23 protein-coding genes and 3 pseudogenes are annotated in these 26,665 nt (G+C 54.6%); 11 read left to right on the top strand and 15 right to left on the bottom strand.

All coding sequences use genetic code 11. The annotated features are described in order from the left end of the window. Nucleotides 1–188: 188 nt before the first annotated feature. Entirely contained in the window at nucleotides 189–1,055 is an 867-nt protein-coding gene (locus WFO64_RS20675) for a protein RepA (protein ID WP_337013896.1), read from the bottom strand. Between the two features lie 2,205 nt (nucleotides 1,056–3,260). On the opposite strand from WFO64_RS20675, the gene WFO64_RS20670 reads away from it, so the two are divergent. From WFO64_RS20670 to WFO64_RS20650, 5 genes and pseudogenes are all read left to right on the top strand, one after another. Continuing rightward, on the top strand, nucleotides 3,261–3,803 hold the full coding sequence (locus WFO64_RS20670) for a tail fiber protein (RefSeq protein WP_337013895.1): 543 nt from the start codon (nucleotides 3,261–3,263) through the stop codon (nucleotides 3,801–3,803). A 79-nt stretch (nucleotides 3,804–3,882) separates the two neighbouring features. Continuing rightward, nucleotides 3,883–4,574: pseudogene (locus WFO64_RS20665) on the top strand (IS6 family transposase). Between the two features lie 480 nt (nucleotides 4,575–5,054). Then, complete coding sequence (locus WFO64_RS20660; RefSeq protein ID WP_337013908.1) at nucleotides 5,055–5,996, top strand: Rpn family recombination-promoting nuclease/putative transposase; 942 nt, start codon at nucleotides 5,055–5,057, stop codon at nucleotides 5,994–5,996. A 95-nt stretch (nucleotides 5,997–6,091) separates the two neighbouring features. Beyond that, a pseudogene (locus tag WFO64_RS20655) lies at nucleotides 6,092–6,467 on the top strand (integrase core domain-containing protein); the annotation flags it as partial. A 271-nt stretch (nucleotides 6,468–6,738) separates the two neighbouring features. Continuing rightward, nucleotides 6,739–7,164, top strand: coding sequence for a GNAT family N-acetyltransferase (locus WFO64_RS20650; protein ID WP_337013893.1), 426 nt, complete (start codon nucleotides 6,739–6,741; stop codon nucleotides 7,162–7,164). Nucleotides 7,165–7,539: 375 nt separating this feature from the next. On the opposite strand, the gene WFO64_RS20645 is transcribed toward WFO64_RS20650, so the two are convergent. Next, the gene (locus tag WFO64_RS20645) at nucleotides 7,540–8,256 is read right to left on the bottom strand and encodes a hypothetical protein (RefSeq protein ID WP_337013891.1); all 717 of its coding nucleotides are present in this window, start codon (nucleotides 8,254–8,256) and stop codon (nucleotides 7,540–7,542) included. On the opposite strand from WFO64_RS20645, the pseudogene WFO64_RS20640 reads away from it, so the two are divergent. Further along, nucleotides 8,255–8,455 (top strand): annotated as a pseudogene (locus WFO64_RS20640) (Tn3 family transposase); the annotation flags it as partial. The gene WFO64_RS20645 and the pseudogene WFO64_RS20640 sit on opposite strands and share 2 nt — an antisense overlap. 79 nt (nucleotides 8,456–8,534) lie before the next feature. On the opposite strand, the gene WFO64_RS20635 reads toward WFO64_RS20640, so the two are convergent. From WFO64_RS20635 to WFO64_RS20575, 13 genes are all read right to left on the bottom strand, one after another. Beyond that, nucleotides 8,535–9,569: a HoxN/HupN/NixA family nickel/cobalt transporter gene (locus WFO64_RS20635; RefSeq protein ID WP_337013889.1), complete on the bottom strand. Its 1,035-nt coding sequence runs from the start codon at nucleotides 9,567–9,569 to the stop codon at nucleotides 8,535–8,537. Then, nucleotides 9,547–11,805 (bottom strand): carbamoyltransferase HypF, encoded by a 2,259-nt coding sequence (gene hypF / locus WFO64_RS20630; RefSeq protein ID WP_337013906.1) that lies wholly within the window; start codon nucleotides 11,803–11,805, stop codon nucleotides 9,547–9,549. The genes WFO64_RS20635 and hypF overlap by 23 nt, the downstream gene beginning before the upstream one ends. Before the next feature lie 86 nt (nucleotides 11,806–11,891). After that, complete coding sequence (gene fdhF / locus WFO64_RS20625) at nucleotides 11,892–14,042, bottom strand: formate dehydrogenase subunit alpha (protein WP_337013887.1); 2,151 nt, start codon at nucleotides 14,040–14,042, stop codon at nucleotides 11,892–11,894. A gap of 37 nt (nucleotides 14,043–14,079) precedes the next feature. Continuing rightward, nucleotides 14,080–14,625 carry an electron transport protein HydN gene (gene hydN / locus WFO64_RS20620; protein ID WP_337013904.1) on the bottom strand — a complete coding sequence of 182 codons (546 nt, stop codon included), beginning with the start codon at nucleotides 14,623–14,625 and terminating at the stop codon, nucleotides 14,080–14,082. A 181-nt stretch (nucleotides 14,626–14,806) separates the two neighbouring features. Then, a complete protein-coding gene (gene hycI, locus WFO64_RS20615; protein WP_337013885.1) occupies nucleotides 14,807–15,289 on the bottom strand; it encodes a hydrogenase maturation peptidase HycI in 483 nt (160 codons plus the stop codon). After that, nucleotides 15,282–15,692 carry a formate hydrogenlyase maturation HycH family protein gene (locus WFO64_RS20610; RefSeq protein WP_337013883.1) on the bottom strand — a complete coding sequence of 137 codons (411 nt, stop codon included), beginning with the start codon at nucleotides 15,690–15,692 and terminating at the stop codon, nucleotides 15,282–15,284. Before WFO64_RS20610 ends, hycI begins: the two co-directional genes overlap by 8 nt. Continuing rightward, on the bottom strand, nucleotides 15,692–16,459 hold the full coding sequence (locus WFO64_RS20605; protein ID WP_337013881.1) for an NADH-quinone oxidoreductase subunit B family protein: 768 nt from the start codon (nucleotides 16,457–16,459) through the stop codon (nucleotides 15,692–15,694). Before WFO64_RS20605 ends, WFO64_RS20610 begins: the two co-directional genes overlap by 1 nt. Then, a complete protein-coding gene (locus WFO64_RS20600) occupies nucleotides 16,459–17,001 on the bottom strand; it encodes a formate hydrogenlyase complex iron-sulfur subunit (protein ID WP_337013879.1) in 543 nt (180 codons plus the stop codon). Before WFO64_RS20600 ends, WFO64_RS20605 begins: the two co-directional genes overlap by 1 nt. A gap of 131 nt (nucleotides 17,002–17,132) precedes the next feature. Then, the gene (locus WFO64_RS20595; RefSeq protein WP_337013877.1) at nucleotides 17,133–18,842 is read right to left on the bottom strand and encodes a hydrogenase large subunit; all 1,710 of its coding nucleotides are present in this window, start codon (nucleotides 18,840–18,842) and stop codon (nucleotides 17,133–17,135) included. Between the two features lie 17 nt (nucleotides 18,843–18,859). Beyond that, nucleotides 18,860–19,786 carry a respiratory chain complex I subunit 1 family protein gene (locus tag WFO64_RS20590; RefSeq protein WP_337013875.1) on the bottom strand — a complete coding sequence of 309 codons (927 nt, stop codon included), beginning with the start codon at nucleotides 19,784–19,786 and terminating at the stop codon, nucleotides 18,860–18,862. A gap of 9 nt (nucleotides 19,787–19,795) precedes the next feature. After that, a complete protein-coding gene (hycC, locus tag WFO64_RS20585) occupies nucleotides 19,796–21,604 on the bottom strand; it encodes a formate hydrogenlyase subunit 3 (RefSeq protein WP_337013873.1) in 1,809 nt (602 codons plus the stop codon). Next, nucleotides 21,601–22,206, bottom strand: coding sequence for a 4Fe-4S dicluster domain-containing protein (locus WFO64_RS20580; protein ID WP_337013872.1), 606 nt, complete (start codon nucleotides 22,204–22,206; stop codon nucleotides 21,601–21,603). The genes hycC and WFO64_RS20580 overlap by 4 nt, the downstream gene beginning before the upstream one ends. An 88-nt stretch (nucleotides 22,207–22,294) precedes the next feature. After that, nucleotides 22,295–22,726, bottom strand: coding sequence for a transcriptional regulator (locus WFO64_RS20575; RefSeq protein WP_337013871.1), 432 nt, complete (start codon nucleotides 22,724–22,726; stop codon nucleotides 22,295–22,297). A 243-nt stretch (nucleotides 22,727–22,969) separates the two neighbouring features. Here WFO64_RS20575 and hypA point away from each other — a divergent pair, with 243 nt between their 5' ends. From hypA to hypE, 5 genes are read left to right on the top strand one after another with little or no spacing between them, the layout of a single operon-like run. Further along, complete coding sequence (hypA, locus tag WFO64_RS20570) at nucleotides 22,970–23,332, top strand: hydrogenase maturation nickel metallochaperone HypA (protein ID WP_337013870.1); 363 nt, start codon at nucleotides 22,970–22,972, stop codon at nucleotides 23,330–23,332. Further along, nucleotides 23,325–24,188: a hydrogenase nickel incorporation protein HypB gene (gene hypB, locus WFO64_RS20565; protein WP_337013869.1), complete on the top strand. Its 864-nt coding sequence runs from the start codon at nucleotides 23,325–23,327 to the stop codon at nucleotides 24,186–24,188. The genes hypA and hypB overlap by 8 nt, the downstream gene beginning before the upstream one ends. Further along, the gene (locus tag WFO64_RS20560; RefSeq protein ID WP_337013868.1) at nucleotides 24,179–24,439 is read left to right on the top strand and encodes a HypC/HybG/HupF family hydrogenase formation chaperone; all 261 of its coding nucleotides are present in this window, start codon (nucleotides 24,179–24,181) and stop codon (nucleotides 24,437–24,439) included. Before hypB ends, WFO64_RS20560 begins: the two co-directional genes overlap by 10 nt. Beyond that, the gene (gene hypD, locus WFO64_RS20555; RefSeq protein ID WP_337013867.1) at nucleotides 24,439–25,569 is read left to right on the top strand and encodes a hydrogenase formation protein HypD; all 1,131 of its coding nucleotides are present in this window, start codon (nucleotides 24,439–24,441) and stop codon (nucleotides 25,567–25,569) included. Before WFO64_RS20560 ends, hypD begins: the two co-directional genes overlap by 1 nt. Next, nucleotides 25,556–26,566: a hydrogenase expression/formation protein HypE gene (hypE, locus tag WFO64_RS20550; protein ID WP_337013866.1), complete on the top strand. Its 1,011-nt coding sequence runs from the start codon at nucleotides 25,556–25,558 to the stop codon at nucleotides 26,564–26,566. Before hypD ends, hypE begins: the two co-directional genes overlap by 14 nt. Nucleotides 26,567–26,665: the final 99 nt, after the last annotated feature.

The raw sequence follows: 26,665 nt of genomic DNA, 5'->3' as shown, positions 1-26,665 counted from the left end.
TTAGAGTCAGAGACCTCAATATGTGTGCTGACGGGCTAAAGTTTAGTGTCAGAGCCCTTAATATGTGCACAGGCGGATTTCTGGAACAATGCATTGCCTGATCATGTGCGCTAGCGGGATGCCAAATATGTCTGTTATGAAATGGAAGGCTGTTATAAGGGTTCTGTCATTATCCCAATAGCACACATTCAGATATCAGCTGGTTTCAGTTTCGGATTACGCTTATGAATAATAACGAAATTTTCTCGCGCTTTACGGACCAAAGAGAATTCCAGATAACCGATTTTTTGTAACTGCTCAAGTGCTTTTTTAATCGTGCGGTTTTGTTCGCTGACAGAGCTGCTGAGAGAGAGACGCTCACGCAAACGTGAAAAACTCACCGGAATAGGATTAGCTGGAAGACTTTCGATAAAGGTGTAAATAGCCTGAGCCGCTTCCTTCTTGGGAAGTGCTTTGATGGCATGTTGCTGAAGAAGGACTCTGTAGTCCAGCTGAAATAGTTCCCAAAGTTTTTCATCGGCCTCCAGTTGGACGATATCCCTTTCAGCATCAAAGTAGCCCGTTTTCAAAAGGCCTGTCTGATAACTTCCCTTAGCATCGCGTCCACGTTTGAAAGAGATTGATTTATTACGTAATTTCCCCAAAGACTCATGGATTGAAAGCCGCAGTCTGCCGTCTATACGCTTAGCAGAAAAGCCACATCCCTTAGCAAACTCAGTGAATTTCAGTTCAATTTTATTAGATGTCAGCCCGTATCGGCTGAAAGCATAGATAACTCCTATCCACACTTTAAAGTCGCTGTCCATATTGAGTCGCGGACCTGAAATATTGATATGATCGTAACCTTCAGCCCGGGCAATCTCCAGCTGTGAAAACAATTCAGAAGCATCAACAATATTGTTTTCACCCTGTGATTTCGTGGGCTTAGGTACGAAAACACCAAGGCGCATCAGTGCCACTGGCTGAACAGTATTATTAGAATTAACTGTGAGCTGTTTATCTTTACTGACCATGTCACTATAAAGCGCATCGCCGATAAATGATTTATCTATCATATAGTTATCTTATATCTGAGTCACAGGATCTTCCTGTTAGTAAAAATGGTTTGTATCCCAACAGCACACACATTATATCCCAACAGCACACATTACCAGCCTGCCAGCACACACGAACGTCCCGTCAGGACACACGTTTATCCCTCCAGCACACATCATAAAAGGGCTTCAGGCCAGATGTGGTAAGGCCTTAGAGCCAGCGGGATCTCTTAGGAACTATAAGGATCTTAATTGGTAAATTATTGGATCGAGCCTGTGCAAATGTGGATAAATGATTTTTTACGAACCCGCCTGCGTATTGTTCAACTGGCGAAGCACACACAAAGAATTTGTGTGTGCTTCGCCAGTTACCAGTAAAACCTGTCTGTTACTTACAGAAGTAACAGACAAGCATGGCTGGCAGCAATAGACAGGGTAATTATCAGTGCCTATGAGCATTGGCGCATCCGCTGCACAGTTATGATGCTCAGGATCTGTTTCCGGGATGGCGGTTTCAGGGCACCGAGCGGCAGCAACGAAAAACAGGGCTGCGCTCAGCTGGATATCACACTGGTCTGATTCGTAACTGCATCATACCGAGCTGGAGATGCATGTTTTATCGCTGGAGTGAGAGAATGCCTTCCATGAAGTTTTTTGATCGCTGGGAACTGACACTGGCACGCTGGATGATGCTAAACAAGTTGATGTTAAAGACGGTGATTATATGAGCAGGGACAAGTACTGAACTGAAAACGGCGCGAAGTCAGCGCCATATCGGGTGAGTAGCAAGGGCTTTCAGAAGTGCAGGAAACCGAAACAGAGCGTCTTGTGGAAGCTGTCAGTAAGCAGATCAGGCGGTGGAAACGAAGAGGACTGACACTGACTGCCGGCAGCGGCAGAGAACTGTAGAGTGAAAGCATTCAGTTGATAGCCGGTTAAGAGTTCATGGTAGTTTCTGAAACAACTGGCTACCAGGCATAGCCCCTTCGAATCCTGACCTGCAGTAATCAAGCCTCACTCCGCTAAGCTCCGCCGAACCCGCAGGCGAGTTCGTGCCTGATGGCTGAGATCAACGGCTGCAACCAGTTGTCTCCGGTGCGTTCCAGGCTCCGATGAGGCGGTTACGCCACGCCATTCCTCACCCGTTCGCACTCGCCATAAGGACGGCCCGCTCCATTACCCTCTGCCGCGATGAACTCACTGAAACATGCGTAACAGCCATCGACTGAAGACCCACAGAACAATACAGAACTGACAACGGAGCAGTTCCAGGATCTCTGCGATTTCATCATCAACAACGGCATTCTTTGTGGTCCGGGCGGCGTGACCTGGCAGTCAGGACGGCTTTCAGTTGAGGTCGGTTCGATGGTTTTTGTAACTCGCGGAAGATGGGTCGGTAGCGGTTTTCACACCGGACGTTCCGGGGCGGCCTTTTCTTTGGCAGGGAGCAGCTTGCCCGGTTGCGATTCAACGGCAGCGCTATCCGCAACTCTGTCGCATTAAAGGCGGTGGCCCCGCAAAAAGTGCGCTGCCAGGTTTTCAGGCAACGCAGGTTTCTTCATCTTCTCTCCGTTAACGCGACATAGCCGTTTGATTAACCCTGGTGGATATGCCGTATAACAATTTACTGCATCAGGGGGATGAGTTAACCGGGCTTAGGCAGACAGGAGCTTGCCCTTTTAGCTAATATCAAAGAAGCTTTATCCTTGCAATTGCATAAATTGATCTTCACATTGTAAAACTTCCATCTCAACTAATATGTAAATAATTTTACAAAATTCGAACCCGTCAAAAACCCTTGTAATAAATTAAACTCTTAATATCAAAACCAATACTTAGCATCAATCACATTAAGCGGCGAAACATCACAATCATAGATTACTTACCTGTGTTTTTTTTGGAAAAATTATATTTACCAGCGGTACACCTTATAGTCAAATATACAGTAAAGAACCTTCCTGTAAGTTGTTTTATTTATCGTTCATCCCACCGATTACGTGTCATTAAAATACTATTGCTATTCTAATATGACATTGATTTATGTGAAATGTGATACAGGCCGCAAAACTTTAACGAATATCGCCTGTCAGGATTGTTGTTGATACTTAGTTGATTCTTATGGAATGAAGGAAGAGTACTCTTGAATGAATTCACGGTTTTTTTCCGAAAACACCCCCCAATTTATCTTAGGAATGTATTCAAAAAAGGCCATTCATGGAGGTTCTTATGACAGTAAAGTCACCATTTTCCCCGTTTTCTGACAGTGCACCATTCCCTTATTTTGGCGAGCTGGGCACAACCAATCTTAACTCTCTTACCGCTGAAAAGTACGGGATTTACAGACAACAGAACAGCGGGAGCGTTTATTCTGCCCTTAACTATCCGGTGGACAGCCCCGGTTCTTTACTGGTTCTGCCAACACGGGATGATGGCTGTTCACAGGAATACCGTCCGTATGACAATAATTCCCTCTACCGACGTCGCTATTACAAATCCTCCTTTATGTGGGTATGGTCATCCTGGTGTCAGGAATATAATACAGAAAACCCTCCCTCTCCGGACAGTCGTCTTCTACAGGGAGCTGGCCTCCCGGTAGGAGCCATTATAATATGGCATGCCACGCCCCCCCCTTATGGCTGGTTATATTGTGACGGTTCGTCGTTCCGCGCTGATGAATATCCTTCACTGGCGGAAATATTTATGGACGGCAGCCTGCCACTGCTGAATCCCAGTGAAACTTCACTGGCATATATCATTAAAGCCGTATAATTTTCATTATCCGAGAGTAGGGGCCACACAGGAGCACTGTTGCTAAAATCTGCAGGTGATAAACCCTTCGCCCTTTTTGCTGACGGAGCAGCGCAGTAACCCATTTAAAAGCCGGCATTTTCAGCGCGACATCATCCTGTGGGCTGTACACTGGTACTGCAAATACGGTATCAGCTATCGTGAGTTGCTGGAGATGCTGGCTGAGCGTGGTTTGAACGTTTATCACTCACCGATTTACCGCTGGGTTTAGCGTTATGCGCCTGAAAGGGTAAAATGGTTGCGCTGATCCCGGCGTAACCTTTTCGATTTGAACCCGTGACACATTGATGAAACGTACGTGAAGGTGAATGGCCGGTGAAATTATCTGTATCGTGCCAGCGCCAACAGAGGACGCACCATCGATTTTTATCGCTCTCCGCGTCGCAATAGTAAAGCTGCATGCCGGTTCCTTGTGACATTCCTTAACAACGTAAAGAAGTGGCAGACCCATGATTTATTAACACGGGTAAGGCTGCCACCTATGGCCATGCGCTTGCCCTGCTCAAACGCGAAGGTCGATGCCCGCCAGACATTGGACACTCACAGATTACGTATCGGAATAACGTTATAGAATGCGATCATGAATTGGCGTCACACCGGGATTTAACGGCTTACGCCACCATTGACGGGATTGAAGTGATGCGCGCACTACGCAAAGGTCAGGCCCCACCGTTTTATTACTGTTATCCCCAGGGCGAGATCCGCCAGGTGAGCAGAGTCTTTGACGTGTAGGGCCTTTCGATAAAACAGCAGGAACCTTATTGTGCCCTGTGCAAAAGATCCGATTTATCGAGGTGTCAGTTTAAGAAAACCGGAGAAGATGGCTTTTTTAGGTTAAACCCCTTTTAGATCCCCGACATCACTGGAATGAGGCGTGCCACCTTTCATGGTCAGGAGCACCTGAAAGAAGCGATTCAATCTCCTAACCATGGACGCCCCCCGGGACTGCGCCAGAAACAACGGTAGATCGCACTTATACGCCTGAAAGGGGGGACCAGCATCTGCTCCCTGGCACGAAAATTCGGAACATCCCGGCAGACCATTATGCGGATGCGTGATGATGCACTCAATCCGGCGGCACCAGAACAGCAGGGAAGGGGACCTAACCACCCCGGCATGGCCCCTGAAGAAATGGCAATGCTGTTCACCGCCAGTGTTAGCGTTTTCCTGGCTGTGATAGCATATGCGAGTCATTTTTCAGAGTCAGGGCTGATGAAGAAAAAAAGCAGCAACCCCACACCTCACGATGCCACATTTCGACAATTCCTGACTCAGCCGGGTGTTGCCCGTGATTTTATGGAGCTCCACCTACCGGCAGAGTTGCGCACCATCTGCGATCTCAGCACGCTTAAACTGGAATCCGGATCGTTCGTCGAAGATGATCTCCGCCAGTATTTCAGCGACGTGCTCTACAGCCTGAAAACCACTGCAGGTGATGGTTATGTCCACGTGCTCATCGAGCACCAGTCTTCGCCTGATAAACACATGGCTTTTCGTCTGGTCCGATATGCGGTGGCGGCTATGCAGCGCCACCTTGAGGCGGGCCATAAGAAATTACCACTGGTGATACCGGTGTTGTTCTACGCCGGTAAGCGCAGCCCGTATCCGTACTCAACCCGCTGGCTGGATGAGTTTGACGATCCGGCGCTGGCAGGCAGGCTCTACAGCAGCGCTTTCCCGCTGGTTGACGTGACCGTCATTCCGGATGATGAAATCGCCAGCCACCGCAGTATGGCCGCCCTGACATTGTTGCAGAAACATATTCATCAGCGTGATCTGGCAGAACTGGTAGACCGGCTGGCACCCATTTTGCTGGCCGGATATCTGTCTTCATCGCAGGTGATATCGCTGGTACACTATATTGTACAGGCTGGCGAAACATCCGACGCCGAGGCCTTTGTTCGCGAACTGGCACAGCGTGTGCCGCAACACGGAGACGCACTTATGACCATCGCACAACAGCTTGAACAGAAGGGCATCGAGAAGGGCAGAGCTGAAGGGCTGCAGCTAGGTGAGCAACGTGGAATTGAGAAAGGTGAGCGAGAAGCCACCCTTAAAATTGCACGAACCATGCTCCAGAATGGTATTGACCGAAATACCATCATGAAAATGACCGGTCTTACTGAAGACGACCTGGCGCAGATCCGCCACTAATCATCCTTTCCTTACACTCCTTGTCTGGCCATCACCGTAAACTGGTGGGGCAGGGAGGTATCCTATGCGGGCTCAGCCTGCCAGCCACAACGTTGACATGCATTCTGGATAGCATTGCGCTGTCTCAACGCTATCCGTCGACGATAAGAACCGATCAGAGCCCGGAATTTACCTGGCGCGCGCTCGAATAATGGGTCTTTGAGCATGGTGATGAGCTGCGCTTAATCCAGCCGGGGAAGCCAACACAGAACGGATTTAACTGAGAGCTTCAACGGTCACTTTCGGGATGCATGCCTGAATGAGCATTGGTTCAGCGGTATTGTTCACGGCAGGAAAATCATTAATGACTGGCGGCAGGTTTACAACAAGTGCCGTCCACATTCGTCGCTGAATTACCAGACACCATCTAAATTTGCAGCGGGCTGGAGAAATAGAAAATCAGAAGGTAAAGAAACCGACATGACTAACTGATCGTTGTATCTCATAACGGGGACAGGTCAGGTATGTCATTGACTGGCTACTCGCCTATGATGAAAACTCAGAGGACGTCATTAAGAAAATTTGCTGCGCAGATGAGAATACTCCGATTATCCTATTAACAGGCCAATTGAATCAGCATGAACAGGAAATCGGTGAAACCATCGTTAAGTATGGTGTAGAACTTGATGAGAAACCTACACGAGCTTTTATCTTATCCTCTATTCTCCTTGCCAATCTTTTTTACTGAGTAATGGTACTAAATATGGAATTCCTGAAGCTTGAACCAAAACACATTAAGGAAGTTTACGACATCCGTTTATCAGTGAATGAAAACAGGGTTCACGCTCATCAGATACAATATCTGCAGAGAGAGCAGGTCATTGAAGATATCAGCCAGGATGGCGGATGGATTTGCAGAATCAACAACGGGTTTGTGGGATATGGACTGGGTATACACATTCCCCATGCCCTGATAGGCGGCCTGTTTATCAGACCTGAGTATCAGGGGCGAGGTATTGGCAGTGAGATACTCGAAAGGATCACAGACTGGTTCTTCAACGGAAATGATGATCAGATTGAACTGACTACTGATAAAGGGTCAATTGCGTCTGGATTTTATGCAGCCAGAGGATGGGTGCAGGAAGGTGAAGATGAATTTGGCCAGCTGATCATGCGAAAAAGGAAATAACGATAAGGGCAAATGCACTCTGTCTCACCCTGATGTCAGTACATATTGTGCTGGCATACTCACTTTAATTAGTTTCAAGTAACACGGTCAGAACTGTCACAACAGAAGACCTGTCACATCTGGCTTCATCCACCATTAAAATCGCTACAAATTTCACACCTGAAGCAACATTCGCAGAAGTCACTTTCACAACTCTCCTGAAATCGTACGATGTTCATGACTTACGGCTGCGATTTTTGCCTTTAGATGACCACAGCTATACATTGCCCGTTGACGAACTGGACAAATACGGGGTCATTATTGGCCTACAAGAAAAACGGAAAATGGATATCATATCCGAAAAACAGCGTCATAACGGATGCAGTAACGGTGATTTTACAGAGGAAGTTCAACGTCTTCCTCCGTTACCGCCGCAAAGCGCAGCAGGGCATTTTTCCCGGATTCTTCTGCCTGTGTCAGCCTCAGTACCACCGGCAGCATGTCCTGAAGCGCCAGAAACTTGCGGTTACGTTCAACCTTCTTCGTGTGACTCATCGTTTCGCCCCCTACCCAAAGCGTATTTCTCTCACCGGACTGCATGATGCTCTGTTCCGCGGTTTTACCATGATGCCAGTACGGGTCTCTTTCCTGCGTAATCCCCCTATCCGCGCCCGTATTCCCCCCGAAGGTTCGCGGTAAAAGACCGATTGCCGATGTTGCCAGCCAGTCAAAGCCCAGTTTGTGACCTGACCACCCCAGCTTCTCGTCAAACTCGCTGTCGAGATCCACCTCCAGCGGTATCTGTGTCACCGTGTCATTATCATTGGCGTGACGGTAGTGGGTGATGTCCCTCAGCAGGTACACGGCCAGGCGGGTGAATGTCCGCGGCATCCTGCAGGTATACAATACAGAATGATTTTCATTCCCCATCCCACCCAGCTCTGCAGGGCATCGTTTCGGGCCGAAGGACACATCGCTCAGGACATTCAGCTTGCTGGCGGTTCCGCACCAGGCGACCAGCACGTGCGAGGCACATTCCACTGTAAACAGGCGGGTATCGCCTTCTCCCGCGCCTCCTTTCCAGGTGTTCATGTAGACAGGCGAAAGGTACACGCTTTATATGCTGGAAGCACTGAGCTGAATGCACAGTAATGGAGAAGAAACCGGGGGTGAAGATATCGCCCGGTTATCCCCATTAATGCCCCAGCATATCAATATGCTGGGGCATTATACGTTTACGTTACCGGAGGATATTCTGAAGGAAAAAATAATGATATTTAATTTCAATTTAAACAATGAGTTAACTTCTTAGCGTACGTTTTCGTTCCGTTGGCCCTTAAAGCCGTTACGCTTAAGAGAATTTGCTGATACCTGAGAGTGGTATTGCAATATTACTCCTTTGCTGAATAGTTCAACAACGCGTCATAACCTTTCCGGCGGTAATTAAGCATTGAAATCCCCCAGCAGGCGATAAACATCCCGACGACGACAAATCCGGCGTTACCGAGGTTATCGTTGAACGTACCAACCCACTGCCAGATATCGCCTTCAAACCGGAACTTATCCGCCAGCAGCCCCAGCGTCTCAAGGCCGCCGATAAACAGCGCGACTACGACCGACGTCCCGGTAATCGTCATGTTGTAGTAAAGCTTACGCTGGGGTTTATTGAATGCCCAGCCGTAAGCCCCAACCATGATAACGTTGTCGAGTGTATCTACCAGTATCATGCCGCTGGCAAACAGCGCCGGAAACACCAGGATCGACCAGACAGACATGCCACTGGAGGCACTGCCGGCCGAAATACCAAGCAGGCCAATCTCGGTGGCGGTATCAAAGCCCAGGCCAAAAAGAAAACCAACCAGGTACATGTGCCAGCTTTTGTCGATCAGCCGGAAAACAGAACTAAACAGACAGCTCATTATGCCGCCGGTGGTCATTTCCGTAAAATCTGCGGCCAGCAGCTCACCGCGTTTAAGCTGGCGGAAGTTAAGCCATATGCCGCGTAAAATGATGAGGTTTACCAGCGCCATAATAAGCAGAAAGCTGGCGGAAACGGTGGTGCCGATTACGCCGCCAGCGTGGTGAAACCCGTCCATTTTTTTTTGAAAAGCTGCCGTCGTGGCCGCAATCGCCACAGAGGCCAGCACCACAATGCTTGAGTGGCCCAGTGAAAACCAGGCCCCGACGCCAAACGGCCTTTTGCCCTGCTGCATCATTTTCCGGGTCACGTTATCAATCGCGGCAATATGGTCGGCATCCACCGCGTGGCGCAGACCATAGCACCAGGCCAGCAGGCTTGCCGCCATTAGCGCAGAGCTGTGGTTAAATGCCACCAACGCCCAGGCCCATGCGGCAAAGTTAGCCGCGACTAAAACCGCCAGCAGCAGGCCGGCTCGTGAATGGTCACGAAGAACAGGCATTAACATCTTTTTTATCCTTGTAGTGATTCAAATAGCGGGCCGCGGCCACCACGGCCTGCCCAAGGGAAAGGGCACCGTCTCCGGCCGGAAGCCGCATCGGGAAGAGAGTATTAAAATCCGAGAGGTAGAATGCGAGACGCTCGCGCAGCAGGCGGTTGTGCATCACACCACCACAGCAGACCACGGTGGTTATGCCTGTCAGCAAAGCATGATGACGAACCATCGCAGCAAAACCTTTCGCCAGTACATCATGGAACGCCCAAGCCCGCGCTCCGTCCTCGCCCTGCCAGCCAAACCATTGTCGCCAGAATGCCGCCAGATCGAGATGACCGTTCACCAGCGGCAGAGCGACCGGATGCGAGCAGGGGCCGGCGTCCAGCGCCAGTGCCTCAAGACGGCAGGCTGCTTCGCCCTCATAGCTTTGCTGGTACGGTGCGCAGTTGAGCGCAGCGGCGACCGCGTCAAACAGTCGCCCGCAGGAAGAAGCCAGTGGCGCGTTAACTCTGCGCGCTATGGCTTTTGCCAGCGGCTGCCAGTGCTGCGTCCTTACGGCTTGCGTCTCGGGATAGCGCAGCCAATCAGGTACAAACGCGTCACACTGTGCCAGCAGGTTACGCCACGGCTGCACGGCGGCCAGATCGCCGCCAGGCAGGGCGACGGCAGGCAGCCCGCCAAGGTGTACACTGCGCCGGTAGTTCACCAGCAGGCATTCGCCACCCCAGAGCTTGCCGTCCTCGCCATAACCTAAGCCGTCCAGAACCAGTGCTATAACCTTGTCTCCGTTCAGCGGCCAGTCGTGCTCGGTCAGGCAGGCCGCTGCATGGGCATGATGATGCAGTACTTCGGTGACCGGCAGCCCCATTTCACGCCCCAACTGCGAACTGCGATAGCCCGGGTGAGCATCAAGTGCGACATGTTCAGCTGCAAAACCGTAGATCTGACTCATCAGCGTCAGCGAGCGTTGCCATTGTGCTTCAACGCCTTCCTGAGTCAGATCGCCAAGATGCTGGCTCAGCACCGCCTGTCCTCCCCGAACCAGACAAAACGTATTTTTAAGGTCGCCACCGAGTGCCAGAATCGGCGGCAGGTCTTTAAAGCCTGCAGGCAAAGGAAGTGCATCCGGTACAAAGCCCCGCGCACGGCGCAGCATTTCTCCGCTGGCACGCACAACCGAGTCGTCCATGCGCTGCAGAATGTCGCGGTTGTGCAGCAGAAAGCCGTCGGCGATATTCTCAAGATCCTGAAGAACCTGAGCATTATCGATAGCAGGTGGCCTGCCGTTCAGGTTCCCGGAAGTCATCACCAGTGGACCGCCGAAGTCCTGCGCCAGCAGATGCTGGAGCGGACTGGCAGGTAGCATTACACCGATTTCATTGCGACCCGGTGCCACGGCAGCGCTCAGCCCGTGCAGGCTGTCCTTTGCCACCAGCACCACCGGTGCCGCAGGCGTTGAAAGCAGCGCTTCGACGCGTTCAGGCAGACCTTCGGCTGTGGCTATCATCACCGCAAGAGGTTTCGCTGGCCGCTGCTTGCACGCTCTCAGGCGCTGAACGGCGGCATGATTCCCGGCATCCACGGCAAGATGAAATCCACCCAGACCTTTCACCGCAACAATTTCGCCGGCACGCAGCGCCACAATGGCCTGTTTAAGCGCCATCTCACCGTCGCGCCGTTGCTCCCCCTGCAGCCAGAAGATCTGCGGCCCGCACTCAGGACAGGCCACCGGCTGAGCGTGAAAACGCCTGTCTATCGGCCGGTGATACTCAGCATCACAGGCGGCGCAGAGCGGAAAAGCAGCCATCACCGTGGACGAACGGTCATAGGGCATTGCCCGAATGATGGTGAAGCGCGGCCCACAGTGGGTACAGTTGATAAACGGATAGCGGTAACGGCGGTCGGCGGGATCGCTAAGCTCGCGCAGGCAGTCCGGACAGGTGGCAGCATCCGGCACGATTTGGGTGTCCATCGCGCCGCGGTTGCTGTGACGAATGCTAAATTCTGATGGCAAAATATCCCAGCTCATCGGCTGATGCGCCACGCTGTCAATACGCGCTAAAGGCGGGCAATGCTGGTAAAGCTCGCCCAGGAACGCTTCCGGGCTGGCCGCCAGGCGAACCACTACACCCTCGCCGTCGTTGCAGACATCACCCAGCAGCATCAGCCGCTGTGCTATTTGCCAGACAAAGGGCCGGAAGCCAACACCCTGCACTTTGCCGCGGATACGAAGTACGGAGCCCCGCACCCTCTCACCAGCGGGACGAGGGAACAGATCGCGTTTAGCTTCTGCGTTTCCCCCTTCCTTAGGGTGAGCGGAGATGGGAGTAAAGATCACGCTTCTACCGCCTCGCGCAGCCGTGCTTTCATGCTGTTGTAGGTCGTTTGTGCATAGTTCTCGGCCCACGCCTGATCCTCAATCGCGCTTACACTTACCGCGCAATACTTGGTTTCCGGCGTTTTGGATATCGGGTCAAGATTATCCTGTGTCAGCTCATTACAGGCACCAATCCACCACTGGTAAGTCATATAAACCGAGCCTTTATTGATGCGCTCGTTTACATCGGCACGGCTGATCACTTTGCCGCGACGTGAACTCACCCAGACCAGCTGATGATCTTTAATCCCTAATGCTTCAGCATCCTGCGGATTGATTTGTACAAAGCCGGGCTCATCGGCGAGCGTTTGCAGTGCGGCACAGTTACCGGTCATTGAACGGCAGGAGTAGTGCCCGACTTCACGTACAGTACAAAGCACCAGCGGGTAGTTTTCGTCGGGAACCTCGGCAGGTGCACGCCACTCTGCAGCAAACAACTGGCCTTTACCGCTCGGTGTATCGAATTTGCTACCTTTATAAAGGTACGGCGTGCCTGGATGATCCAGCGTCGGACAAGGCCACTGTACATGCCCCATATCACCCATTTTTTCATAGGTCACGCCGTAAAACAGCGGGCACAGCTCACGCAGCTCATCCCAGATTTGCTGGTTGTTTTCGTAGTGCATTGGGTAGCCCATAGCCGTTGAAATCAGGCTGATGATCTCCCAGTCACGCTTCACGTTGTATTTCGGCTCAATCGCTTTTTCAAAACGCTGGAACCCCCGGTCAGCGCAGGTAAAGACCCCACCGTGCTCACCCCAGGAGGTTGCAGGCAGCAGCACGTCTGCCACCTCGGCGGTTTTGGTCATGAAGATGTCCTGCACCACCACGAAGTCGAGCGCCTCAAACCCTTTACGCACCAGGCCCAGATCTGCTTCGGTCTGGAGCGGGTCTTCGCCCATGATGTAATAGGCTTTGACCTTGCCCTCTATCGCGAGGTGCGGCACTTCGGTAATACGTATGCCGATTTTGTCATCCATTGCTGTCGGGTCGATGCCCCAGGCTTTTGCAAACTTCGCGCGCACCTCCGGGTCAACCACATCCTGGTAGCCGGGGAACTGGTTAGGCAGCACGCCCATATCGCAGGCACCCTGCACATTATTCTGCCCGCGTACCGGGCCAACGCCGACGTTTTCACGTCCGAGATTGCCGGTGAGCAACGCCAGGCTGGACAGCCCTTTAACCACGTCCACGGCCTGACCGAACTGGGTCACCCCCATGCCCCACATGATGGTGGCGGATGGGGCGGCAGCGAAGGTTCGCATCGCCTGGCGAATCTGAACTGCGGGTACACCGGTCAGGTGTTCGATGTCCTCCGGGGCATAACCTTTAACGTTTTCGCGGTAGGTATCCAGCCCTTCGGTATATTTGGCGACGTACTCTTTGTCATAAAGCTGCTCTTCCAGCAGCACGTAGCCAAAGGCGTTAACCAGCGCCATGTTGCAGCCGTTTTTGATCTGCAGGTGCTGGTCGGCAATACGGGCGGTTTCGATGCGGCGCGGATCGCAGACGATAATTTTTGCTCCGTTGCTTTTGGCCTTAATCACCCGCCGCGCCACAATAGGATGCGAGTCGGCGCAGTTGTAGCCCACCACCAGCAGACATTTAGAATGTTCAATATCGCCGATTGAGTTACTCATCGCCCCGTTACCCAGCGTCGCCTGCAGTCCGGCAACGGAAGGGCCGTGGCACACGCGAGCGCAGCAGTCGACGTTATTGGTGTTCAACACCGCACGAGCGAATTTCTGCATCACGAAGTTGGTTTCGTTCCCCGTGCCGCGTGAGGAGCCAGTGGTCATAATGGTGTGGGGGCCGAACTGCTCTTTAATCGCCTTCAGGCGCTTAGCGGTATAGCTGATGACTTCTTCCCAGCTGACCGGTTGCAGCTTGCCGCCCTTCTCATAGCGGATCATTGGCTGTGTCAGTCGAGGAGTCAGCAATTTGGTATCGTTAAGAAAATCCCAGCCGTAGTAGCCTTTCAGGCACAGTTCATTCTGGTTTGTCACGCCCTCGGCCGCTTCGGCGCGGAGTATTTTGTTGTTCTCAACAATCAGTTTCAGTTTGCAGCCCGCACCGCAGTATGGACAGATGCTGGTAATTTTTTTCATCAATCACAAACCTGTTAAAAATTGAAAGACAAAGGAATTAGAAAGTCAGCGCCGCAGGAGCATCTAACGCCGCGCGGCGACGTTTTTCCGCGCTCATTTGGTCCAGCCGGTTACGGTCAACGCACAGGATGGCGTTGGTCGGGCAGACTTCCAGGCAGGCCGGGCCAGCCTCGCGGTGATAGCAAAGGTCGCATTTGTTGGCCTCGGCTTTTTCCGCCATCACGTTCAACCCGGCGCCGCTGTTGCGAATAACCGGACGCACGACGACCTCCATCGCGCCATAAGGGCAGGCGACAACGCAGGTTTTGCAGCCGATGCAGCGTTCCTGCATCACATGAACAAAACCCTGATCGCGGCTGATTGCGCCGTTAGGGCAGACATTCGCACAGGGTGCGTCCTCGCACTGGCGGCACATGGTAGCCGTAGATACGTTCACGCCTTTGATGACGTGAATGCGCGGCAAGAAGGTTTTTGGGGTCAGCGCCGAGCAGTCCTGGTTCTCATGGTGGGAGACGACGCAGGCCACCTCACAAGTGCGGCAGCCGATGCATTTGCTCGAATCGGCAATCATGAAGCGGTTCATCATAAACTCCTGCAATAAGTGTGTTGTCGCAGGGGGTAATTCATAAACCGTGCCAGGTTTGCAGGCGGCGTGGTTAGCGGGTTTGACGGGGAGTAAGAAGAGAGTTCGACACTTTTGACGATGTCATTTTGGCAACGATAGTCATTAATGCCCCTCCCCTGGAAGGGAGAGGGAGGGAAGACTAGAAAGAGATTCCGCTCTCTGGAGGGAGGAGGGGCTCATATCCACCGTAATCAGACCACGTTGCCAGCCGCTGGTAGACCTGCTCCACCGCCGCTTTTACCGCCTCCGTCATCGGATAGTAAAAGCCGACGATATCCGGCTGAATGCCAAGGAACACCACTTCACCCACATCCTCTTTGAGCTGATCGACCAGATAATTAAGCGGCATATTGTGGGTGGTCATCATAAACATTTCGGCGATATCATCCGGATCAATGATGCGGATCTCGCCAGCGTTGAGCATCATGTCGGTGGCATCCACAATCAGCAGCCGCTCAGGATGCAGCTCGCGGATGGCAACCACGTCGTTTTCCGGCGCGCTGCCGCCATCGATCACTACCCAGTCCCCCTGCGGGGAGGCCTCGCATTTCTCGGCCAGCAGCGGGCCTGCGCCGTCGTCACCCATCATGCTATTGCCTACGCAAAGCAGCACCTTAGTCATAGCGTCTCCTCACCATCAGGTAGATGGCGGGTTCCTGTTGAATAGCCCGAAGCATGTCGAGCATCGCCTTGCTCCAGCCCTGCTGTTCAGCCGTTTGCGTCGGCTTAGCCGCATCAAAAGCCCGGGCCAGCATCACCACATGGTTCTGGTCGATAACAATTTCACCGTAGCGTGGTACGCCGTTCATTTTGCGCCTGGCATCGCCGTCAACCTCCAGCGTGGCAATCCAGGCCTGATAAGCTTCCAGCGGGCAAACGAGGCGCTCTTTCAGGCAGTCGATCACCCCCAAATGGTGGCCAATCGCCAGGCTGTAGTAGACCACCTGCTGAGCGTCAGCCGGGGTATGATCGTTCTCATCGACAAACTTGCGGCTGAGCTGACAGAACACCACCGACTCGCTCATTACGCGCGCTCCTGATGAACCAATTGCTCAAGACGGGTGACGATTTCCGTCAGGCGCGGATCGTTTTCCTCACTCAGCCACAGCTGAACAGCATCGCCCCCGGTCGTCAGGTTTGTCATGTAGCTGTCGGCGATCTGGCGTCCATAGCGGTAGCCTGCCAGGCGACGCGCGGCGCGGTCGATACGCACACGCAGCGGCTGCACCATATCCGGATGCAGAATTTTTGCCGGTTCCAGGTCCAGCTCACTTGCCGGGCGGGTGTGGATTTTTTGCTCCAGCAGGCCGAGTGCCATCGCGAACCCGTACAGCGTGGCGGCAGGCGTTGGCGGACAGCCAGGGATATAAACGTCGACCGGCACAATTTTGTCGGTGCCGCCCCAGACGCAGTAAAGATCGTGGAATATCCCGCCGCTGTTGCCGCAGGCGCCGTAGGAAATGCAGATTTTAGGATCGGGAGCCGAATCCCAGGCACGCAGCGCCGGCGTGCGCATCGCGCGAGTCACCGCGCCGGTAAACAGCAGAATATCGGCATGACGAGGGGAAGGGACAACTTTGATACCAAAGCGTTCCGCATCGAACAGCGGCGAAAGCGTAGCAAAAATCTCGATTTCACAGCCGTTACAGCCGCCGCAGTCCACGCGGTAAACGTAGGCGGAGCGTTTGATATTTTTCAACAGTGACGCCTTCATGCTGGCGATAGACTCGTCCACCGCCATCGGCACCGGAAGGTCGTTGTGGTCGCGCGGCCCCCCTGACAGATTACTCATTAGTTGACCTCTCTCATCTGACGGCTAAAGTCGATACGGTCGGAAGACACCAGGCTTTGCTGGCGCTTACAGCACGGACAAGTTTCAAACGCCGGGCGGCGGCTTTCCGCACGGGCATCGCCGTTGTGCGCAAGCAGCGCAATCGCGTAGTCGATCTCTTTTTGCACGGCGAACGGGCGGCCGCATTCGCGGCAGTTACACAGCGGGAAGCTGGCCTGCTGCAGAAAATCGGCTGTGTTCCATACCGCCAGTTCGTACTGCTGCGAAAGCCTGATGGCGGTCGTCGGGCAAACCTCTTCACAACGTCCGCAGAAAATGCAGCGTCCGAGGTTAAAGCTCCACTGCAGTTGCCCGGCAACCAGGTCCGTCTCCGCGCTCAGGGCATTGGAGGGGCAGGCGTTAACGCAGGCCGCACAGCCGATGCATTGTTGCGGGTTGTGCTCAGGCTTGCCGCGAAAGTTAGGGTCTGTGGCAATGGGCTGGACCGGGTAAAACTCGGTTGTCACGCCGTCCCTGATGGCTTTTTTGATGACGTTAAACATGCGTTTTCCTTGTTTGCCTGGCCTGAGTGATTAACCCTTACCCTGGAAGGGAGAGGGTCAACGCTAGCGCGATCCAGTCCCCCCTTTGGGGAGAGGGTCAGGGGTTTCCCACCACACACCGGGCAGCAAAATCATTTCAGTGGCGAATTAGTGCGCTCAATGCTGTAGCGCTCCAGCTCTTTGTATGGCACCACCTGACTTTTCTTCTTGCGCACGTCCACTACCGTCATGCGGTCAGTACAGGAGTAGCAAGGGTCAAGGCTGCCGATAATCAGCGGAGCATCTGATACCGTGTTGCCGCGCAGCATGTAGCGCAGGGTTGGCCAGTTAGCGTAAGTGGCCGCGCGACAGCGCCAGCGGTAAAGCTTTTGGTTGTCGCCCGTCATGCTCCAGTGAATGTCGTCTCCGCGCGGGGCTTCCGAGAAGCCAAGGGCAAAGCGGTTTGGAATGTAAGTGAAACCGTCTACGGCGAGCGGGCCACCCGGCAGGTTATCTAAACCGAAATCAATCATGTTCAGCGCGGTGAAGACTTCATTGATGCGCACTTTCAGGCGGGAAAGCACGTCGCAGCCGTCGAGGCTGTGAACATCCATCGGCAGCAGACCGTAGCCGATAAACGGGTGGTCGGCGCGGGTATCGCGGGCATGGCCGCTGGCGCGCACCATTGGGCCAACGTTACTGAAGTCACGGGCGATTTGTGGCTCCAGGCGACCAATCCCGACGGTGCGCTGCTCGATATTCGGTGTACTCAGCAGAATATCCACCCGATCCTGCACTTCCCGGCGCATCTTCCGGGCGAGCTGGCGGGTCTGGATCATGTCGTCTTTCAACAGGTCGCGGCGGATGCCGCCGATCAGATTCAGACCGTACGTTTTACGCGCCCCGGTCAGAATCTCCGCCATCTTCATCGACATTTCACGCACCCGGAAGAACTGCATAAAGCCGGAGTCGAAGCCCACGAAGTGACAGGCCAGACCGAGGTTCAGCAGGTGGCTATGCAGACGCTCAACCTCAAGCAGGATGGCGCGGATCATCTGCGCGCGCTCCGGCACCACAATCCCCATCGCGTTTTCGACCGAGGTGGTATAGGCGGTGCTGTGGGCGAAGCCGCAGATGCCGCATACGCGGTCGGACAGGAAGGTGACTTCGTTGTAGCCCATGCGGGTTTCCGCCAGTTTTTCCATGCCGCGATGGACGTAGAACAGGCGGTAGTCGGCGTCGATAATATTTTCGCCATCGACGAACAGGCGGAAATGGCCCGGTTCGTCAGAAGTAACGTGCAGCGGGCCAATCGGCACCACGTTATTCTTTTTCGTCCCGAGTTCGTTAATGAACTCATAGCTCTCTTTGTCGGTGGTCGGCGCCGGGCGCTGGCGGTAGTCCATGCTGTCTTTACGCAACGGATAAAGATCGTCAGGCCAGTCGTCCGGCAACACCAAACGGCGTTCATCGGGCAGGCCAACCGGCTGCAGGCCGTACATATCGCGAACTTCGCGCTCGCCCCAGACGGCAGCAGCAACACGAGGCGTGACGGACGGAAACGCCGGTTTGTCAGCATCCACTTCCACACGTACGGTGATCCAGCATTTCACGCCGCGTTCCATCGACAGCACGTAATACACCGCATAGCCGCCGCAAAGCTGGCGCTCATCGTTACCAAACAGCACCGAAAGCCAGCCGCCCTGCTGGTAGTAAAGCCATTCCACCACGTCCGGCAGCATGTTGAGCTTCACGGTGACGGTGAGTTGATCGTTGGTCTGCCAGGCTTCGTCGATCACGGCATTCGGGAATTGCTGATGCAGCGCGACGAGATAGTGTTGGCCTATTTTTTCTTCAGTCATTGATAAATTCTCTTAAATCACGCCGCCAGCAAGGAGACGAAGGCTAAAAAGGCAAAGCCAAAACCGGCCCAGGTAATGCGCGAGGTTTCAGACATTCGCAAACGCGCCATGCTGTTTTCAAACAGCGCGATAATCAGCACGCCCGCCACCAGCTTCACGACGGCCAGCGCTAAAGTGAGAACAAGTCCGCCCCAGCTAAAGGCGCGCATTTGTCCCCACGGCAGGAACACGCCAACAAACATTTGCAGAACAACCAGCTGCTTTAGGGAAATGCCCCACTTCAGCACCGCCAGGCCCGCGCCGCTGTATTCGGACAAAGGCCCTTCCTGCAGCTCCTGTTCGGCTTCGGCGAGGTCAAACGGCAGCTTGCCCATTTCAATGAAGGTCGCGAAGGCACAGGCTGTAAAAGCCAGGATCAGCGTCAGGCTCTGCGCCGTCGGCCAGTCTTGAATGGCTCCGGCGATAGTGCTGATGTGCGTGCTGCCGGCAACCTGAGCTGCCACCCACAAACCTAGCAGCATAATCGGCTCTACCAGTACACCGAGCATCGCTTCACGGCTCGCGCCAATACCGGTGAACGGGCTTCCGGTATCTAACCCGGCGATGGTGAAAAAGAAGCGGGCGATAGCGAACAGGTAAATTAAGGTGACCAGGTCTCCTGATGACGGCAGCGGCGAGGCAACCGTCACCACCGGCAGCGCGGTGGTGATGGTCAGCATCACGCCAACCATCACGAACGGCATCAGGCGGAAAACCCAGCCGGACACAGCGGGAGCCACGCTCTGGCGGCCCAGCAGCTTGAACAAATCCCGGTACTCCTGGAGTACCCCAGGACCACGGCGGTTATGCAGGCGGGCGCGTGTCACGCGAGTAATACCGGACAGCAGCGGAGCAACAAAAAACAGCGCCAGCGCCTGGATCAGGGCAAATAAAAACGTTGTCATATCAGTTCCTCAGGCAATCATCGCCACCAGTAAAATCGCCAGCTCAATCATCGCCAGGCGGCGGAACGTGCCGGACAGACACCCGCTCTGCCAGCCGGGCATCCATTTTCCAGGGTTCAGGGTGTGGCGCAGCTTAAGCAGCGGGGCAAACGCCGCTTTTACCGGCTGCGCGAAGCCCGGCGCGGTGATCACCATCGCCTGTTCATGGTCGTAGCCGCAGACCCAGGCCGGGCCACGGGAGCGGTTTGGCAAGCGGTCGCCACGGAAAACGATCGTCAAAATTAACGGCAGCAGCGGGGATGAAATCAGCAGCAGCGTAATCATCGGCTGAGACACGGCGGTATGTGCCGTTCGCAGCGGCAGCGGAACGGCGTGCTGAAGCAGAGTCAGCAGCCACGGTGCAGCAACACCCGCCGCCACGCAGCACAAAGCCAGCAACGCTACGCTTGTGTTCATCAACCATGGCGCGGAGGTCGCGTTTTCTGCTTCTTTGGTACGCGGTGCGCCCAGGAAGGTGACGCCATAAACTTTTGCCATACACATCACCGCCAGCGCGCCGGTAATCGCCAGCCCAACGGCCAGCAGCGGCCCGATAAATCGGCCGACAAACAGCGGCAGGCTGCCGAGACGGAAGAATGACTGATAAATAACCCACTCACCGGCAAAGCCGTTTAGCGGCGGCAGCGCAGCCATCGCCATCAGCCCGACCAGCATCGCCAGCGAGATAACCGGCATTCGTTTACCCATCCCGCCCAGTTTCTCGATGTCACGATGCCCGGTGCGGAACCAGATGGCACCAGCGCCGAGGAACAGCGTGGTTTTAAACAGGCTGTGGTTAAACAGGTGATAAAGGCCGCCGGTCATGCCCAGCGCCACCAGCACGGGTTCATTCAGCGCAATGCCAATCAGACCACAGCCCAGGCCCAGCAAAATAATGCCGATGTTTTCAAGGGAATGATAAGCCAGCAGGCGGTTGATGTTGTGCTCCATCAGCGCGTAAAGGCCGCCGATAAACGCAGTGATCATGCCGACCACCACCACCAGAACGCCCCACCATAGCGGCAATATGTCGCTAAGAAGCGAGAAACACATGATGCCGTAAAGACCAATCTTCAACACCACGGCGGAGAACAGCGCGGCGGCCGGAGCAGAGGCAGTCGCATGCGCCTGCGGGACCCAGCCGTGCAACGGAATTATCCCGGCAAGCAGCCCAAAGCCGAGCAGCGAAAGGATCAGCACTGAGGCTGGCAGCGGCACGCCACCGACAAGCTGGTGCAGCTCACCGTAATCCAGTGTGCCGTAGCGCTGCCACAGCAGCCAGCAGGCAAAGACCAGCAGCAGGGTACCGAGGCGGCCCAGCGCAAACCACAGCTGCCCGGACTTGTTGCAGCCGGTCAGGAAGTAGCCTGCCAGAGAGATAATTTCCGCCATCGCCACCAGGGTAATAAAGTTATCGGCCGCCAACGCCGCCACGCTTGCCGCCAGGGTTAAATTAATCAGCAGGCCATTGGCTTTCACCGCAGGATGCCGATGCCAGGCACAGTTATAGACGGAGATAAACAGGCCGCTGAGCGCCACCGTCACCATCCAGACGCCATTAAAGGCGTTGAGCTGAAGATGCCAGTGCCAGATTTGCGCGTCTCCGCTGAAACCCAGCAGTGCCTGAATGCTTGCAACCAACAAAAGCACGGCGCTGATTGCGCCGCCAGCGCCGGCGAAAAATCCGCTAAGCGGCTTAGAAAATGCCAGAGCGCCAGCTAACACAGCGCTGGCAACAAACCCCAACAGCGCCCAGTGAATCAGTAAAAAAGCCGTCATTTTTTTGCCTCTGGCTGGGTAAACAGGGTCAGGTCGCCGAGTGACGTGCTGAGCGTCAGCTCGCGCTTGCGCTTACTGGACTGGGCGATCTCTTTATTGTCGATAAGGCGCAACGCCTTGGTCGGGCAGGTGCGGACGCAGGCGGGGCCACTTTCGTCGAAACTGCACAGGTCACATTTCACCGCGATAGGGCGAACGCCGGGAACCCAGTCGAGCAGCGTGCTAACGCGAGCCGGTGCCGGAGGCGCAGGCGGCGCTTTCGGGCTGTTGACGTTGGCGGGAATATGCAGCGGGCGGCTGCCGGAAAATTCAATCGCGCCGAACGGGCAGGCAATGCCGCAAAGTTTGCAGCTTACGCAGACGCTTTCATTCAGTTGTACGGCCCCATCCGCGCAGGTAATAGCATTCACCGGGCATACCCCGGCGCAGGGCGCGTCTTCGCAGTGATGGCACATCTGCGGCGCAGATTCATTCAGATTGCGCATGACCTTCAGGCGCGGCATGGACTGCAAGCCATACAGACGGTGCGTCTCGGCGCAGGCTGCTTCGCAGGTATGGCAGCCGATACACAATGTTGAGTCAGCAATTACAAAACGGTTCACCAGCTCTTCCTCAGGTGAGGATCGTCATTTTTGACGAAAACATGCCGACAAGCTGCCAGTTCGACAGTTCTCGACACCCCAAAACTCTTCATGCCACGCCGGACTGCTGAAGCAGCGTCATGGGCAGTGGGGTGTTTTGCTGCACAGCCAGATAAAGGCTGTCGTATCCCGGGCGGTTCAGCTCAAGATAGTGATCGCGCTCTGTCTTGCGATCGCGGTTGCTGATGCCGTTATCAATCAGCCCGACATCGTCCATGTTATCCTTTTTTATCAAAAGCTTATCTATGTCTTCACGCAGATCGATGGCGTACTTGATGTTATGGCTGTTAAAGCCTTCGGCGAGGCTGCTTTGAATGATGAAGTGGTCAAATAAGAAGAAGCGCAGGCTCTCATCCGGGGGGCAGTCTGAGGGGGGCTGCACCCCCACTTTGGCATTGCGGTAGAGATACCACTGCTTAAGGGGAGTCTTGTGCCTGTCGGCGATATACGCGGCTTTTTCACTCAGCGGCCAAATGTCCATCGTAGATTCACTCTGTTACTTTTTGCCCTTCCGTAATGCATGTTTCGCGCCAGTTCTATAATTGATTGTATTTGAAGGTTTTTTAATTAAATGCATGTCAGAAAAATGGCGGGTAATGTGTCATTTCGTCATCTTTGACTTTTAATGACGGGCGCGATTTCCCTCTCGCCCCTTGGGGCGAGGGCGATAAAAGTCCTGGCATCGTCCTTGCATTACCTGCCCCAGTTAACCCCCGGAGGCTCCATGCACGAAATCACCCTTTGCCAGCGCGCAGTCGAACTCATCGAAAGCCACGCCCGTCAGAACAACGCCCGCCGCGTAACCAGCGTCTGGCTGGAGGTCGGTGCCTTCTCGTGTGTGGAAGCCAGCGCCCTGGAGTTTTGCTTTGATCTGGCCTGTCGCGGCACGCTGGCGGAAGGCTGCGTGCTGCATATCCACCAGCAGGAAGCCGAATGCTGGTGCCATGACTGCAAGCAGTTCGTCACATTGCTGACCCAGCGTGTGAAGTGCTGCCCAAACTGCAGCGGCAGCAACCTGCGCATTGTGGCGGACGATGGCATGCAGATTAAGCGCGTAGAAATCGATCAGGAGATAGCACATGTGTAGCACTTGCGGTTGCGGTGAAGGCAACCTGTACATGGAAGGGGATGAGCGTAATCCCCACTCTGGTTTTCGCAGTGCGCCATTCGCCCCGGCGGTGCGTCCGCTGCAGCGCATAACCGGTGTGAGATTCGCGCCTGAGGCGGATGAACAGGGCGACCTGCATTACGGCCACGGCGCGGCGGGCACCCACGCGCCCGGCATGACGCAACGCAAAATGCTGGAGATCGAGCTGAACGTGCTCGACAAGAATAACCAGCTCGCCGCCCATAACCGCGAACGCTTCGCCAGTCAGAATCAGCTGGTACTGAATCTGGTTTCCAGTCCCGGCTCCGGCAAGACCACGCTGCTCACCGAAACGCTGAAGCGCCTGAACACCAAAGTGCCATGCGCGGTCATTGAAGGCGATCAGCAAACGGTGAATGACGCTGCACGTATCCGTGAAACCGGCACGCCAGCCATTCAGGTCAACACAGGTAAAGGCTGTCACCTCAATGCTCAGATGATCCGCGATGCCATGCTGCGCCTGCCGCTTGAGCAAAACGGCGTGCTGTTTATCGAAAACGTTGGCAACCTGGTGTGTCCGGCGAGCTTTGATTTGGGGGAGCGCCACAAGGTCGCAGTGCTGTCAGTCACAGAAGGTGAAGACAAACCACTGAAATACCCACATATGTTCGCCGCAGCGTCTTTGATGCTGCTGAACAAAATCGATCTGCTGCCGTACCTGCAGTTTGATGTAAACAAATGCCTGACCTTTGCCCGAGAGGTCAATCCGGGCATCAAAATTATTCTGGTTTCCGCGACCCGCGGTGAAGGAATGGACGAGTGGCTTAGCTGGCTGGAGGCGGAACGATGTGCATAGGCGTTCCTGGGCAAATTGTTGAGCGGCTGGCCGACGGCAGCGCGAAAGTGAACGTATGCGGCGTGCAGCGCGACGTTAATTTAACCCTGGTGGGTGGCGCCACCGTGGGGCAATGGGTTTTGGTTCACGTCGGTTTTGCCATGAGCATTATTGATGAAGCCGAGGCGCGCGACACGCTTGATGCCCTGCAAAACATGTTCGGGGTTGAGCCGGACGTCGGCGCGCTGCTCTACGGTGAGGAGCCGCGCTGATGCGCTATGTCGACGAATATCGCGATCCGAAGCGGGTGATGCAGCTGATTGAAATACTCAAATCACGCGCCCCGCTGCTGGACTACACTGCCGCGCAACCGCTGCGCATCATGGAGGTTTGCGGTGGCCATACCCATGCTATTTTTAAATTCGGCCTCGACCAGCTGCTGCCGGAAAACATCGAATTTATCCACGGCCCTGGCTGCCCGGTTTGCGTGCTGCCGATGGGGCGAATCGACAGCGGCATTGAGATAGCCAGCCACCAGGACGTGATTTTCTGCACCTTTGGCGATGCGATGCGCGTACCGGGGAAAAACGGCTCGCTGATGCAGGCGAAGGCGCGTGGTGCTGATGTCCGGGTAATTTATTCCCCAATGGACGCGCTGACGCTGGCGTGTCAGAACCCGAAATGGAAAGTAGTACTCTTCGGTCTCGGTTTTGAAACCACCATGCCCGCCACGGCAATCACGCTTAAACAGGCAAAATCGCAGGACATCGATAATTTCTACTTCTTCTGCCAGCACATCACGTTGATCCCAACGCTGCGTAGCCTCCTTTCTCAGCCCGACAACGGCATCAGCGCTTTCCTCGCGCCGGGGCACGTCAGCATGATAATTGGCACACAAGCCTACAATTTTATCGCCTCTGAGTACCAGCGGCCGCTGGTCGTCGCAGGCTTTGAGCCGCTCGATCTGCTGCAAGCCGTGCTGATGCTGGTAGAGCAAAAAATCCACCCGCACAGCGTGGTAGCGAACCAGTATCGCCGCATCGTGCCGGAAGAAGGCAACGGGCTTGCGCAAAAGGCAATAAGCGAAGTGTTTACGGTGCGCGGCGAAGCCGAATGGCGTGGCCTGGGGGTTATCAGCGACTCTGGCGTGCAGCTCACCGAAGCGTATCGTCAGTTTGATGCAGAAATTCATTTCCAGCCTAAACCTCAGCAGGTTTATGACGATCCGAAAGCACGCTGCGGCGACGTCCTTACCGGCCGCTGCAAACCGCAGCAATGCCCGCTATTCGGCAGCGGCTGCAACCCACAAAACGCCTTCGGCGCGCTGATGGTCTCCTCCGAAGGCGCCTGCGCGGCGTGGTATCAGTACCGTTCTCAGGGGGGAGTGTATGAAAATCGTTGAGCTTGCCCACGGCAGCGGCGGGCAGGCGATGCATCAGCTGATCGCCAGCCTGTTTATGCGGGCCTTCGACAATCCCTGGCTCACAGAGCAGGAAGACCAGGCCCGACTTTCCCTCTCGGAGCTTACTGCCAGCGGCGATCGACTGGCTTTCTCCACCGACAGCTACGTTATTGACCCACTGTTTTTCCCCGGCGGCGATATTGGCAAGCTGGCTGTGTGCGGCACGGCAAACGATGTTGCGGTGAGCGGCGCCACGCCACGCTGGCTGTCGTGTGGCTTTATCCTCGAAGAAGGACTGTCGCTTGCAACCCTGGAGCGTGTGGTCATCAGCATGGCAAACACCGCACGCTCGGCGAAGATCGCCATTGTGACAGGTGACACCAAAGTGGTGCCACGCGGCGCGGCAGACAAACTGTTTATCAATACCACCGGTATCGGTGCTATTCCTGCCGGCATCGCCTGGGGGGCGGCTCAGATTAAAGCAGGGGATGTGCTTATCGTCAGCGGCACGCTTGGCGACCACGGCGCGACCATCCTCAACCTGCGTGAGAAATTAGGTCTGAACGGCGATCTGCACAGTGACTGCGCAGTTCTGGTCTCAATGATTTCCCCACTGCTTAAAATACCCGGCGTAAAAGCATTGAGGGATGCCACGCGTGGCGGCGTGAACGCCGTTCTGCATGAGTTTGCGGCCGCCAGCGGCTGTGGCATGGAAATCAGCGAAAACCTGCTGCCCCTGAACCCGACGGTACGCGGTGTCTGCGAACTGCTGGGGTTGGATGCATTAAACTTCGCTAATGAAGGTAAGCTGGTTATCGCCGTGTCACCCGACGCTGCACCGGCCGTTCTGCACGCTTTGCAGCAGCATTCATGCGGTAAACAGGCGGCGATAGTGGGTGAGGTCGTTGAGAGAGAAGGTGTACGCGTGATAGGGCTTTATGGCGTAAAACGCACTCTCGATCTGCCGCATTTTGAACCCTTACCGCGAATTTGTTGACCTGCGCCTGTACGCAATCAGCTTACGCTGAATAAGCTTAATTAATATTTATGCTAATGAGGCCTTTTAACCCTGTGCCTGCCGCAGGGGATTTCAATG

It is taken from the genome of Pantoea sp. AS142, assembly GCF_037152305.1.
Lineage (GTDB): Bacteria > Pseudomonadota > Gammaproteobacteria > Enterobacterales > Enterobacteriaceae > Pantoea.
Note: the sequence above shows the minus strand (reverse complement) of the source record. Positions and strands in the feature narration are given on the sequence as shown.